Here is a 14,058-nt window from a genome sequence, read left to right on the forward strand (position 1 = left end):
AGAATGTAATTCATGATTACAAAAAATATTGTTAACAATTAACAAGTAATTATCATAGAATTAACATATTCCTAATTGAGAAAATGAGATGATTGGAGATAGCCATTTATAAGATCCTCCTTAATCTTTAAATTCATTTTCCCTCATAAAGAATATCGGCTTAATTATTAAAGCAATATAAAAGTGAAACACCACAATATACAAAAAACCAGACTAATTTATATTAAAATTAACAAAAATGAAGGCTGAATCGAATTATTAATATAAACAGCTTTTATTATGAAATAATCACATTAAATAAAAGACTTCAATCTTCATTTACTATAGTGTTCAAATAATAATCTCTTTGTACCTATTTTCTCTTTCATAATTTTGTTTCTCTTACCATCATGATAATTAAGGTATGAAACTATTACTCTCTGCACTACAATTATCTGTTGATTGAATTTCATACCCTGTATGGCTATTTAATCTAACCTTAATCATGAATATACTCCAAATAAACTCACGACTCTGAGGAAATATAAATGACAAAAAATGATGTTAGTTATGATAAAGAACAACAGCCTTGTATTATTTTATGCACGACGAATAGCCAAAACAATGCCATCAAAATTGCTCAGCAATTATTAGATAAACGGTTAGCGGCATGTGTCTCTTTGCTACCCGAGATAACATCGATATATCAATGGAAAAACACGATCGAACAAGATAAAGAAATAATGTTATTCATTAAATCTACGCATAAAAATCAGCCTGAATTATTCGCTGCCATCAAGGAAATTCACCCATACGAAACCCCAGAGTTGATTAGCCTAGATTTAGATAAAATCGATAGCCGTTATCTAGAGTGGTTAATAAAAGCGGTAAAATGAACCAATAATCATCCTAAATAGTGAGTAAGCTCTCAATATTTCAATCACATCTCTCATTATCTAAGGGTAAACAACTGGTCAGCTCTGGTAAGTAAAAAATTAATGTTATACAGAAGTTCTCGTTTTCGATTTATTTGCCCTCTTTTAGGAGGGCTTTTTTATCCTATTAAAACATATCAATAAAAGTATAAAAAAGACCCTCATTTAAAGAGGGGTCACTTGAAAATCAACGGAGTTAAATAAGTAACTTCACCTACTGTGATATACGCTTATTTTTACTGTTCAATAAAACAAGAAACCCCCAATAAATCGGGGGCGAAAATAAAATGAATGATGATTAAATTTGGCGTACAGGCGTATCACCTGCAACATAGTAGTCTGCTTGGCTCGCAGGTAACGGCTCACGACCACGGATTTTATCCGCCATCTTTTCAGCTATCATGATGGTTGTTGCATTCAAATTACCCGTGATAATCAGCGGCATAATTGATGCATCAATTATCCTGAGATTTTCGAGTCCATGAACCCGACCTGCACCGTCAACAACGGCCATTTCATCATATCCCATCTTGCATGAACCACAGGGATGAAATGCTGTTTCAGCACGTTCACGCACAAATGCATCCAGCTCTTCATCCGTTTGGATATGCTTACCAGGGCTAATTTCTTTACCTCGATAAGGATCCAGTGCTGGCTGTGCCATGATTTCACGTGTAATACGAATGGCTGCGCGGAACTCTTCCCAATCCTGTTCACTGGACATGTAGTTGAACAAAATACTAGGGTGCTGATAAGGATCCGTGGATTTTAATCTTACACGACCACGGCTAGGTGAACGCATCGACCCAACGTGTGCTTGGAAGCCATGCACATTTACAGCATTACTGCCGTTATAGTTAATGGCTACAGGTAAGAAGTGAAATTGAATATTTGGCCACGCAAATTTATCGCTGGTACGAATAAATCCGCCAGCTTCAAATTGGTTACTGGCACCAATCCCCGTACCTTTAAATAACCATTCAGCACCAATTGCGGGTTGGTTATACCACTTTAATGCTGGATAGAGAGATACAGGCTGCTTACATTCATACTGCAAATACATTTCCAGATGATCTTGTAAATTTTGCCCTACTCCCGGTAAGACATGTACAGCAGGAATATTAAACTCTTGCAGAACATCTTCAGGCCCAACCCCCGAACGTTGCAAAATTTGAGGTGAAGCTATCGCCCCAGCACATAATAGAACCTCCTTACGTGCTTTTGCCTGAACGGCTGTTTTATTATTCCCTTGATAAAACTTCACACCGACTGCTTTTTTGTCTTCAAATTCAATAATATCTGTCGTAGCATGCGTGATAATAGTTAAATTAGGACGTTTTCTGGCTTGATCCAGATAACCACGAGCCGTACTCGCACGACGCCCTTTTGGCGTTACTGTTCTATCCATAGGGCCAAAGCCCTCTTGTTGATAGCCATTCAGGTCATCAGTTCGCGGATAACCCGCTTGAACACCGGCCTCAACCATGGCATGAAACAACACGTTATTGCCATTTTTCGGTGTCGTCACACTCACGGGGCCATCGCCACCATGATAATCATTAGCCCCTATATCACGCGTTTCTGCTTTGCGGAAATAGGGCAAACAATTGAGATAACGCCAATCTTCTAAGCCTGGTGCTTGAGCCCACCCATCAAAATCTAATGCATTACCACGGATATAGCACATGCCATTGATCAGTGATGAGCCTCCTAATCCTTTTCCTCGTCCGCACTCCATACGGCGATTATTCATATGCGGTTCAGGATCAGTTTCATAGGCCCAATTATAACGTCGACCTTGTAATGGATAGGCTAAAGCCGCTGGCATTTGTGTACGAAAATCGAACCTGTAGTCCGGTCCTCCAGCTTCAAGGAGCAGCACAGTAACATCAGAATCTTCTGTCAGGCGGGTAGCAAGAACGTTACCGGCTGAACCAGCACCGATAATAATGTAGTCATAGACCATTGTTATCTCCTCTGTTTCAGTCAAATTTAAAATAAGCGATTAAAATACCGAGGCAAACTCCCCAAGTTCGACTTGTATTGATTTTATTTGAGTATAATTTTGGAGTGTTACTAGGCCATTTTCACGACCCACCCCTGAGTGCTTATAGCCCCCAACAGGCATTTGTGCTGGTGATTCCCCCCAAGTATTTATCCAACAGATACCCGCTTCTAATTGATGGATGACTCGATGCGCTCGTGAGATATCACGAGTGACAAGCCCTGCGGCTAAGCCATATAACGTATGGTTTGCACGTTCGATAACTTCATCTTCCGACTGATAACTCAAAATACTCATCACAGGACCAAAAATCTCTTCTTGGGTGATTTGCATATCATCAGAACAATCAGTAAAGACGGTTGGCAGCACATAAGCGCCTTGAGCAAATGCTCCTTCAGTCAAACGCTCACCACCACAAAGTAATTTAGCGCCCTGCTGTTTGCCTATTTCGATATAGCGCAATACATTTTCCATATGTGGAAAACTCACCAATGGACCAAAGTTAGTTGTCTCATCGAGCGGTGAACCTATTTTGATGCGCGCCACACGTTGTTGAATTTTCTCTTCAAATTGTGCTTTTAAGCTTTCTGGCACAAAAACTCGAGTGCCGTTAGTACAAACTTGGCCTGAACTATAGAAATTGGCCATCATGGCAATATCTGCTGCGTTATCCAGATCAGCATCATCAAAAATAATAAGCGGTGACTTGCCACCAAGTTCCATCGTGACATCTTTTAATGTCGAACCCGAAGCATTTGCCATCACTTTTTTGCCTGTCGCAACACCACCGGTGAAGGATATTTTTGCAATCCCTGGGTGTTCTGTTAGCCATTGACCCACATCCGCACCAGCGCCCGTCACAACGTTAAAAACGCCTGCTGGCAGTCCGGCTTCCGTATAAATCTCAGCCAGTTTTAGTGCGGTCAGCGATGTGACTTCACTTGGCTTAAATACCATGGCATTACCTGCCGCCAAAGCGGGTGCAGATTTCCAAAGTGCGATTTGAATTGGATAGTTCCACGCACCAATCCCAGCAACAACCCCAAGTGGCTCGCGGCGTGTATAGACGAATGCGCTCTCACGTAAAGGAATTTGCTCTCCTTCTAACGCGGGGATCAAGCCTGCATAGTACTCTAAAACATCAGCACCCGTGACAATATCCACATAGCGTGTTTCAGATAATGGTTTACCGGTATCCAACGTTTCCAAGTGTGCCAATTCGTCATTGCGCTCACGTAAAATATCAACAGCACGGCGTAAAATACGAGAACGCTCCATTGCCGTCATCGCTGCCCATACTTTTTGCCCTTGTTTGGCACTTTCCACAGCCCAATCAATGTCTTCACGCGTTGCAGATTGTAAACATGCGATCACTTCACCATTCGCTGGATTCATTGCATCAAACTGCCCACATTCAGGTTGTGAGCTATCCACATAACCACCATGAATATAAAGTTTATGTAATTGTGGTTGGTGCATAATATCTCCTTTCTGTTAAAACGGTTGGCTTAGCTATCCTTATGCCGAGTAAATTGCATATCGATATATTCATTCGTAATGGTTAAAGCATCTTGCAGGGGAAAAGCCTCATTACTCAAGGCACTACGCAACCATAACCCATCGATCAATGCCGCTAATCCTTTAGCAGCCATGCGTGCAGATTGTTTATCAAGTACACGCGAAAATTCATAACTGAGATTGGAATATAGCCGTCTATCATTCACTTGCTGTAACCGATTTAAACTCGGTTGATGCATGCTACTTGCCCAAAATGCCAGCCATGTTTTCATCGCCGCTTCACTAATTTGTGAAGAATCAAAATTACCTTCAACGATGGCTTGAATACGCTGCTTTGGCTGAGCATGACTCAACAGTCTTAAACGCATCGCAACAGCAACGCCTAGTTGGTACTGTATATGGCGCATTGTCGCCTCTAGCAGACCGTTTTTATCACGAAAGTAATGACTAATAATGCCGGTTGATACTCCCGCCTTTCGAGCAATTAAAGCGATACTCGCCTCTTGCATACCGACTTCATTAATCACATCAAGTGTGGCTTGAATTAACTGCTGCTTACGTATCGATTGCATTCCTATTTTCGGCATGATTTCTTAACCCAAAAAATACAGTGAACCTATTTATTAAACTTTTTTTTAATTGAACATTCAATCAATATTAACTATATTTTATCACAATTACTTTACAAACATAAGGAGAGGATAGGCGTAAAAATTCAACTCTTTGCTTTTAATTCAACAAATTAGCAAAGAATGTAACTTTTAACTTTCGAATAAATAAAATTGTGGAAACTGCCGATGACAATTCAAAATAGTCCAAAAAATCAGCAGAAAGACAAATTAAACTCTGTGGTTTTTTTCACTTCTGCTGGTTTAATACTAGCATTTTCATTTTTCACCATACTCATGACAGAAACGGCCAATCAGTGGATCGTTGCCACCCTTGGATGGGTATCAAAAACGTTTGGTTGGTATTATCTATTAGCCGCAACGCTGTATATTGTCTTTGTGATATTCGTAGCGACTTCTCGTTTTGGTAATATCAAATTAGGTCCAGAGCAATCGAAACCTGAATTTAGTGTACTCAGTTGGTCTGCCATGCTGTTTGCTGCCGGAATCGGTATCGACCTGATGTTTTTCTCCGTCGCCGAACCCGTGACACAGTATATGCTGCCACCTACAGGCGAAGGGGAAACATTAGAAGCAGCTCGTCAGTCGATGGTGTGGACTCTCTTCCACTATGGCCTGACGGGCTGGTCTATGTATGCATTAATGGGAATTGCGCTTGGTTACTTTAGCTACCGCTACAATTTACCGTTAACCATCCGTTCTGCACTTTATCCGATTTTTGGTAAACGTATTTATGGGCCTATCGGTCATACCGTCGATGTCGCCGCGGTTATTGGTACTATTTTTGGCATTGCAACCACACTCGGTATTGGTGTTGTTCAGCTCAATTATGGTTTAAAAGTCCTGTTTGACCTCCCGCAAGGGCTTGGTGTTCAGGGGGGATTAATCTTGCTCTCCGTCATCATGGCCGTGATTTCAGCCACTTCTGGGGTCAATAAGGGGATCCGTATTTTATCGGAACTTAATGTATTGCTCGCATTAGGTTTGATCTTATTCATTTTGTTTGTTGGTGATACTGAGTTCTTACTCAATGCGCTAGTCCTTAATGTCGGTGATTACATTAATCGCTTTATGGGGATGACGCTCAATAGCTTTGCCTTTGACCGCCCAACGGATTGGATGAATAGCTGGACCTTATTCTTCTGGGCTTGGTGGGTCGCATGGTCGCCATTTGTTGGTTTGTTTCTTGCGCGTATTTCACGAGGAAGAACCATTCGCCAATTTGTCATTGGCACACTGATTATCCCTTTTGTGTTTACCCTTCTCTGGTTATCTATTTTCGGTAACAGTGCGTTATACGAAATCATTCATGGCAATAAAGCACTTGCTGAAACCGTTCTAGCGGCGCCTGAAAAAGGATTCTATTCACTGCTTGAACTTTACCCAGGTTTTGGTTTAACCGCTTCCGTTGCGACAATCACAGGCTTACTCTTTTATGTGACCTCCGCGGACTCAGGCTCATTAGTCCTTGGTAATTTCACGTCAAACTTAAGCGATATCAACAATGATGCGCCGAACTGGTTACGTATCTTTTGGTCTGTCGCAATTGGTTTATTAACCTTAGGGATGTTAATGACCGATGGCGTGGCGGCGTTACAAAACACAACCGTCATTATGGGTTTACCTTTCAGTTTTGTTATTTTCTTTATTATGGCTGGGTTGTATAAGTCACTTAAAGTGGAAGATTTCAGACGAGTAAGTTCACTGACGACCAATGCACCAGCCCCGTTATACGGTAACGGAAAATTAAACTGGAAACAGCGATTAGGTCGTGTGATGAACTTCCCAGGTACTACCTATACACAGCGTATGTTGGATTTAGTCTGTACACCCGCAATGCAAGAGGTAGCAAAAGAGTTATCGCTACGTGGTGCTAACGTTGAATTTAATAGCCTTCCCCCCGTTGGCGATGAACGTTTAAATCACTTAGAACTTGTCGTTGATCTGGCCGAAGAGCAGAACTTTATTTATCAAATTTGGCCTCAGCGTTACTCTGTGCCGGGCTTTACTTACCGAGCTCGTTCTGGAAAATCTCATTACTATCGCTTAGAGACCTTCCTTTGGGAGGGAACACAAGGCAATGACTTAATGGATTACACCAAAGAACAGGTGATCAGTGACATTTTAGATCAATACGAAAAACATCTGAATTTCATTCACTTAAGTAGAGAAGCTCCAGGGGCAACATTGACCTTCCCTGAAACTAATTAAGCGTTTTACTGCAAGGGGCCAATTAGGCCCCTTTTTAAATAACAATAACATGCCTGTTTTTGAAATAAATTTCATGACAAGTCATTAATCTGTTCATCATTTAACCAATAAAGATCGCGTATTTTGATCATTAATGGCGCGATGCCAGATGGTTAAAATTCCCCCGACTAAAAGAGAAATGATGATGAATAAGACACTATTTGCACCTTATTTCGATGTTACCGTTGATGCTATTTGGAACGACCCACTTGCTCCTAACGGCAAACCAAACCCTAAATATAGCCAAGCCGCGATAAGTCACAGCGTTGATGGTGTGTACTTGGCTTTTTTAACTGCGGATCCTAATAATAATGCCGCATGGGGAGCATACTCCAGTATGCCTATCTCTTGGGCTAAACCATTTTGTGATGCGTTAATTGAAGCCAATATCAAAGTGATTGTGTCATTCGGAGGTGCGGCTAACTATGATGTCTCTGCAAGGCAAACTGTTGACCAACTGATTGCAACCTACCAAGAAGTCATTGATATTCTTGGCGCCTCGCAGCTAGATTTTGATTTTGAAAATGATTTATACGATGCCGATAAAACCTTCACCGCGCTATCAACCACAGTAAAAAATAACCCTGATATCACCTTGAGCCTAACGTTACCGGTGATGCCTTATGGCCTTGTCGAAAAAGGGTTAGCGCTAGTACAAAAATCTGTTAATGCAGGTTTAAAAATGAAAGTGAATGGTATGGCTATGGATTATGGTCAAGGAACTGATAAAAATATGGGGCAGGCCGCCGCAGATGTGGCAACCAGCCTAAAAGGTCAATTAAAAACCTACTACCCAACACTAACAGATGCAGAGCTGTATGATTTAGTACAAGTCACTCCAATGATTGGTCTTAATGATGATAGATCCATGTTTAATTTTAATGATATCAATACATTAAGTAATTTTGCGAAAACCAATGGCGTAAACTTAATTTCAATGTGGAGCTTAACCCGCGATAGGGTCGGCGTCGGCGAATTCGCATCAGCCTCTAATTCAGGCAACCCTGAGCAAACCAAAGATTTTGAATACACGGAACGCTTTACTAACGCACTGAAATAACGGGCCAAGGTGAGGCGATACATTGCCTCGCCTTATTTCTTCGCTTGTTCAATCATGTGCTTCAGTTGTTGCGGGTCATGCAACCAGGCTGGCTCCCCCGAGCATCCCATCGTGGCGAAAGCATGATGACAGACACCATTATTCCAACTATCCCACTCGCCACTTTGTTGTTTTTGAGCCAGTAAGTCTTCATAGCGGCGATCCTCTTCAGCCACTTTCTTTTTCGGATCAAAAATGAAACCTTGTTGCTGCTTGATAATATCAATACCTTGATAATCTTCATTATATACACGGTCAGCAGGCGCTTTTTCTGTGAAGGTATAATCCATTGCTATGGCTTGGATAGGGATAATAAATAGGCTAAATATCAATAAATTTTTAAGCATAATCATATTTTAATCACAAAATAATGCCAAAATTATAGATATGACGAATGAAATGGCGAGTTTTATCAGCCAAAACTTGTGTGACTGCCCTTTTTATCTGCAAAAAAGTGATCATTTAACCAAATTTCAAACGATTGATTTGGTTAAATTTAAAGGTTAAATATTCACTCATATACAGCTTAGTGAAGAATTACAGGTTTAACCCCCTACTATAACGGATAATCGTGATAGCCCATTTTTTCTGAAATATGACGTCCAGCAACCTTTAGCAAACGAATATAATATTCCAACTGCTGTTCATCAAAGCGAATGGTAGGAAAAGATATTGATAGCCCAGCAATCACATGGCCTAAACGGTCATAAACAGGCACTGCGATGCAACGTAGCCCCAGCTCTTGCTCTTCTCTGTCCTGTGCATAATGCAGCTTACGCACTTCAGCAAGCTCTCGCATAAATTGTTCGCTACTGAGGATCGTCGTCGCCGTTTTTTTCACAAACTCCACATTCTCTAAAATGCTGTTTACCGTGGCTTCATCTTGCCAAGCTAAAAGTACTTTGCCGATAGCGGTACAATACAATGGGTTACGCCGCCCGACCCGCGAATACATACGCAAGTTATAGCTAGAATCAATTTTATGAATATAAATAATGGCGTTATCATCGAAAGCACCAAGATGCACAGCTTCATGTGTTAATTGACCAATATGCTGCATTTCTTTATCAGCAATTTCAATTAAATCAACATACTCTAAAGATTTAGCACCTAATTCGAATAGTTTAAGCGTCAATGAATATTTATCCGCCTCCCCTTCCTGCGCCACATAGCCTAATTGTTTCATGGTTTGCAAGAAACGATAGGTGGTGGCTTTTGACATCAGCAGTCGTTGTGAAAGCTCAGACACGCCTATCTCTTTTTGTTCTCCTAATGCATTGAGAATACTGAATACTTTTACTACTGACGAAACGGCATCCGTTTGCGTGACCTTATCCACCATTCACCTTCCTATTTATTCAAACCAATATGATAACCATATCAGATGGTTTGATGTGCCGATTTTATGTTTACTCAACAGCATAAAGATCACTTTCATGAAAAACAAGAACGCTGATTCGATATTTTTAAAACGGCGTTTCATTTTTATTTGAACTTGTCTAAAAAATAGGTTTTAATGCTATTAGCTAATGAGGTTTTACTCAATTGAGTGATAAAAAATAAAAACGATAGGTGGTAAAAATGGCTACAGCTTTGCAAGTTGCCGTGATTGGCGAATGTATGGTTGAGTTACAAAAATCAGGGGAATTATTTAAGCAAACTTTTGGTGGGGACACGCTAAATAGCGCTCTCTATCTTGCACGTTTAACCCATAAACAAGGTGTTATCACTCGCTATTTAACGGGACTGGGTCAAGATCCCTTTAGCCAACAAATGTTAGAAAGCTGGCAAGCTGAAGGGATCAATACAGACCATGTGCTGATCGCCGAAAAACACCTCCCCGGTATGTATTTAATTGAAACTTCAGAAGAGGGTGAGCGCCGTTTTTTTTATTGGCGTGATAACTCAGCAGCGAAATTTTGGTTAAATGCGCAAACCGCCGAGCGCACCCAACAATTACTGAATCAACAACAATATCTCTATTTAAGTGGCATCAGCTTAGCTATTTTACCTGAAGCCGCTCGCCAATTGCTGTTTACACTGTTAGCAACAGCTCGCCAGTCAGGCGCTAAGGTCATTTTTGACAATAATTACCGTCCGGCATTATGGCCTTCTGTCGAGGCGGCACAGCAAGCCTACCAACAGATGTTATCGCTGACTGATATCGCATTTTTAACTTTTGATGATGAGCAACTGCTGTATGGTGATCAGCAAGAAAGCCAATCAATTGCACGTGCACAGCAGCATGGCGTTGAAGAGATCATTATTAAACGCGGAGCAAAACCCTGCTATATCATTATTCACGACCAACAATTCGAAGTCGCCGCGAATAAAGTGGCGCAAGTCATTGATACCACCGCTGCTGGTGATTCTTTCAGCGCTGGTTATCTTGCCTGTCGAATTCTGGGTGGCTCACCTGAAGAAGCGGCTCGCACAGGCCATTTACTTGCAGGAACCGTGATCCAACACCGAGGTGCCATTATTCCGCGTGAAGCGATGCCCATCATAGAGCTAAACAATATCAAAGGGATCTAAACATGAATCAACTCATCGAGAAATTAAAAAAAATTAATGTCGTGCCTGTTATTACTATCAATAATGCAGAACATGGTGCTCCCCTCGCTAAAGCGTTAATGGAAAATGGGCTGCCGTGTGCAGAAGTGACTTTTCGAACTCCTGCTGCCGTACAAGCCATCAAAAATATGCGAGCGGCATACCCTGAAATTCTGATTGGGGCGGGCACAGTACTGACAACTCAACAGGTTGATCAAGCCATTGATGCAGGCGTGGACTTTATCGTAAGCCCAGGTTTTAACCCTAAAATCGTCGCTTATTGCCAGCAAAAAAATGTCATTATTATCCCTGGGCTCAATAATCCAAGCTTAGTTGAACAGGCGTTAGAATTTAATTTAACCACAGTGAAGTTTTTCCCAGCAGAAGCTTCTGGTGGCGTAGCGATGTTAAAAGCGTTAAGTGCCGTCTACCCTGTGAATTTTATGCCTACGGGGGGAATTGGTCCAAAAAATATCCACGAATATAAGGCGCTACCTTCTGTCCTTATTTGTGGTGGTTCATGGATGGTACCTAATGACCTGATTGATAATGAAAATTGGCATGAGTTAGGGAAGCTGATCGCTGAGGCTGCCAGCCTTTAATGCTCAAGTAAGTGCTCCTGACGCCATGATGTAGGGAGCGCTTATTCAACAAAGAAATGTCATTCTCCACAGCAAAATAGTTAACTAAGCGGACTTTTTAGTCCTATCACCCCATCATCAGTATGCTAACGCGGCTTCTGTGACTATCGCGAATGCGGCGAACGCCGCAATATTACTCGGAAATAGACTTTAAACGACCACGTAAGCGCTTGATAGCTTGGCTATGCAGCTGACTAACACGTGACTCCCCAACCTCTAACACCGCTCCAATTTCCTTTAAATTCAATTCTTCTTGATAATATAGCGTCAGCACAAGCTTTTCTCGCTCAGGGAGTTGCTCGATGGCATCAATCACCTGTGAACGCAAATTCGACTCCATCAAAAAATTCAATGGGTTGCCACCATCACTTTCATTAATGACGGGTTCACAGCTCTCGCCATGAATTTCATGCCACTCATCATAGGAATAGAGTTGGCTGTTATTCGTATCCAGTAAGGCTTGTCGATATTCAGTAATATCTATTTTTAGTGATTGCGCTATTTCACTTTCAGTGGCTGTACGACCCAATGTTTGTTCAAGCTCACCAATCGCTTTTGCCATTTCTCGTGCTTGGCGGCGTACACTACGAGGCGCCCAGTCGCGACTGCGTAATTCATCCAACATGGAACCACGAATACGCTGTACCGCATAGGTGGCGAATGACGCCCCCTGAGAAGCATCGAAACGTTCCAATGCATGTAATAACCCAATACCTCCCGCTTGTATGAGGTCATCAACATCTACACTGGCTGGCAGTCTCACTTGTAACTTTAGGGCCTCATGTCGTATTAAGGGATAATAACGCTCCCATAGGCTATTTTTATTAATTACACCTTCGGCAGTATACAAATCACTCACAACCGGAATCACCCTTTAAGACTGATATAAAGGTATTCATTATGCTAGTGACTTAATAATTCAATCCGTTGAGTAATGAGGTAAATTAGCGCTATTTTCCCTAACACAAATGTTCACTGGCGAAATGGTATCGCGCCGAAATGAAATTCATGCCGTCATCATAATACAAAAAAGGCCAGAATATTCTGGCCTTATAAACGAGAGAGTGAAACGAATTAACGTAACAGGCTCAGAACACCTTGTGGAACTTGGTTTGCTTGTGCCAGAACTGAAGTACCTGCTTGTTGCAGGATTTGACCACGGCTCATGTTAGACACTTCTGTTGCAAAATCAGCGTCTTGGATACGGCTACGTGCTGCACTCAAGTTGTTGACTGAGTTGTTCAGGTTATTGATAGTAGATTGCATACGGTTTTGGAATGCACCCAGTTTAGAACGGTATGAATCCACATTTTTCAGTGCAGTATCTAAAGTATCTAATGCGTCAGACTTTGCAGCAGTACCACCACCTAGAGCAGTGATCTCACTACCTTTCACATACTCAGTCTTACCACCGGTTGTGTTTTTAGTCGCTTCGTACCATTTATTATCTGTTGTATCCTTGATATAAAATTTATCAGTTTCTGTTTTATCTGCATAAATTTCAGCTGTATTAATTTGTGCACCGCCAGCGGTTTCAACCGCATAGTTATTAGCATCTACGGTGATTGCAGTGCCTTTACCCGCTGGCTCTTTTGGACCAGCCGCAGCCGCGGAAACTTTTTCAACTTTGTCTTTAAAATCTTTGATACCTAATGTATCAAGATCCATTTTTTGCATTTCCATGCTGATAGTTTGACCATCTTTCGCACCCACTTGGTAAGAAACAGTCTCACCGTTTAGAATTTGTGTTCCGTTAAATTCAGTGTGTTGATAGATACGGTCGATTTCATCCAGACGTTGTTGTACTTCATCACGAATTGAAGTGATATCGCTGTCAGAGTTACTGCCGTTAGCTGCTTGAACAGTCAGTTCACGAATACGTTGCAAGTTTTCGTTGATTTCGTTAACTGCGCCTTCAGCCACTTGCGCCATTGAAATACCGTCGCTCGCATTACGAGAAGCTTGGGTCAAACCTTTGATGTTAGCAGTGAAACGGTTAGCAATCGCTTGACCCGCAGCATCATCTTTTGCGCTATTGATACGTGAACCTGAAGATAGACGCTCAATTGCAGTACCCAGTACGCTTTGTGAACGGTTTAAATTGTTCTGAGTTGTCAGAGACAGGATGTTAGTGTTGATAACCTGTGCCATAATATATGTCCTTGTTATTCCGTAATAATAAAGTTAGCCAATCTGTTAGGCTTTACAGTTTGTTGCCAGCAATACCATTATCGGCGGCATAAAAAAGGGCTTTAGGGCTTTCAACAAAAATTTTTTTATCTGAAAGCCAAAAAACCAGCAACCACAGCACTTCGAGCGATAAATTATTTTGTCAAAATAATTTTATAAACCGCAAATTTTAACTTATTGATTATCAATAGAGACAAATACCCTGTTTTGTGGGGTCAACTCCTGCCATCATTATTTATCGACTTAGTCTAAGATTTCC

Annotated in this window: 12 protein-coding genes; 5 read left to right on the forward strand and 7 right to left on the reverse strand. The window is 41.4% G+C overall.

The window, feature by feature from the left end:
• Positions 1-527 precede the first annotated feature (527 nt).
• The gene (gene cutA, locus P2E05_RS12700) at positions 528-875 is read left to right on the forward strand and encodes a divalent-cation tolerance protein CutA (RefSeq protein WP_154624575.1); all 348 of its coding nucleotides are present in this window, start codon (positions 528-530) and stop codon (positions 873-875) included.
• A 337-nt stretch (positions 876-1,212) separates the two neighbouring features.
• On the opposite strand, the gene betA is transcribed toward cutA, so the two are convergent.
• The 3 genes from betA to betI are packed head-to-tail and all read right to left on the reverse strand — an operon-like array spanning position 1,213 to position 5,024.
• Positions 1,213-2,880 carry a choline dehydrogenase gene (gene betA / locus P2E05_RS12705; RefSeq protein WP_272657441.1) on the reverse strand — a complete coding sequence of 556 codons (1,668 nt, stop codon included), beginning with the start codon at positions 2,878-2,880 and terminating at the stop codon, positions 1,213-1,215.
• A 39-nt stretch (positions 2,881-2,919) separates the two neighbouring features.
• A complete protein-coding gene (gene betB / locus P2E05_RS12710) occupies positions 2,920-4,398 on the reverse strand; it encodes a betaine-aldehyde dehydrogenase (protein WP_196712977.1) in 1,479 nt (492 codons plus the stop codon).
• Between the two features lie 29 nt (positions 4,399-4,427).
• Positions 4,428-5,024, reverse strand: a complete 597-nt coding sequence (gene betI / locus P2E05_RS12715) for a transcriptional regulator BetI (RefSeq protein WP_154624572.1) — start codon at positions 5,022-5,024, stop codon at positions 4,428-4,430.
• Between the two features lie 210 nt (positions 5,025-5,234).
• Between betI and P2E05_RS12720 the strand changes: the two genes are divergently transcribed.
• Positions 5,235-7,277 (forward strand): choline transporter, encoded by a 2,043-nt coding sequence (locus tag P2E05_RS12720; RefSeq protein ID WP_154624571.1) that lies wholly within the window; start codon positions 5,235-5,237, stop codon positions 7,275-7,277.
• Positions 7,278-7,425: 148 nt separating this feature from the next.
• The gene (locus P2E05_RS12725; RefSeq protein WP_272657442.1) at positions 7,426-8,376 is read left to right on the forward strand and encodes a chitinase; all 951 of its coding nucleotides are present in this window, start codon (positions 7,426-7,428) and stop codon (positions 8,374-8,376) included.
• A gap of 32 nt (positions 8,377-8,408) precedes the next feature.
• On the opposite strand, the gene P2E05_RS12730 is transcribed toward P2E05_RS12725, so the two are convergent.
• Both P2E05_RS12730 and kdgR read right to left on the reverse strand, forming a co-directional pair.
• Positions 8,409-8,762: a hypothetical protein gene (locus P2E05_RS12730; RefSeq protein WP_272657443.1), complete on the reverse strand. Its 354-nt coding sequence runs from the start codon at positions 8,760-8,762 to the stop codon at positions 8,409-8,411.
• A 209-nt stretch (positions 8,763-8,971) separates the two neighbouring features.
• Positions 8,972-9,757, reverse strand: coding sequence for a DNA-binding transcriptional regulator KdgR (gene kdgR / locus P2E05_RS12735; protein ID WP_249998990.1), 786 nt, complete (start codon positions 9,755-9,757; stop codon positions 8,972-8,974).
• A 239-nt stretch (positions 9,758-9,996) separates the two neighbouring features.
• Here kdgR and P2E05_RS12740 point away from each other — a divergent pair, with 239 nt between their 5' ends.
• Together P2E05_RS12740 and P2E05_RS12745 are read left to right on the forward strand one after the other, a co-directional pair.
• A complete protein-coding gene (locus P2E05_RS12740) occupies positions 9,997-10,950 on the forward strand; it encodes a sugar kinase (protein WP_154624567.1) in 954 nt (317 codons plus the stop codon).
• A gap of 2 nt (positions 10,951-10,952) precedes the next feature.
• Positions 10,953-11,570 (forward strand): bifunctional 4-hydroxy-2-oxoglutarate aldolase/2-dehydro-3-deoxy-phosphogluconate aldolase, encoded by a 618-nt coding sequence (locus P2E05_RS12745; RefSeq protein ID WP_154624566.1) that lies wholly within the window; start codon positions 10,953-10,955, stop codon positions 11,568-11,570.
• Between the two features lie 172 nt (positions 11,571-11,742).
• Here the strand turns inward: P2E05_RS12745 and P2E05_RS12750 are convergent, their stop codons facing one another.
• Positions 11,743-12,468 carry an RNA polymerase sigma factor FliA gene (locus P2E05_RS12750; RefSeq protein ID WP_251464415.1) on the reverse strand — a complete coding sequence of 242 codons (726 nt, stop codon included), beginning with the start codon at positions 12,466-12,468 and terminating at the stop codon, positions 11,743-11,745.
• Between the two features lie 215 nt (positions 12,469-12,683).
• Complete coding sequence (locus tag P2E05_RS12755) at positions 12,684-13,760, reverse strand: FliC/FljB family flagellin (protein WP_272657444.1); 1,077 nt, start codon at positions 13,758-13,760, stop codon at positions 12,684-12,686.
• Positions 13,761-14,058 lie beyond the last annotated feature (298 nt).

It is taken from the genome of Providencia stuartii, assembly GCF_029277985.1.
GTDB classification, from domain to species: domain Bacteria; phylum Pseudomonadota; class Gammaproteobacteria; order Enterobacterales; family Enterobacteriaceae; genus Providencia; species Providencia zhejiangensis.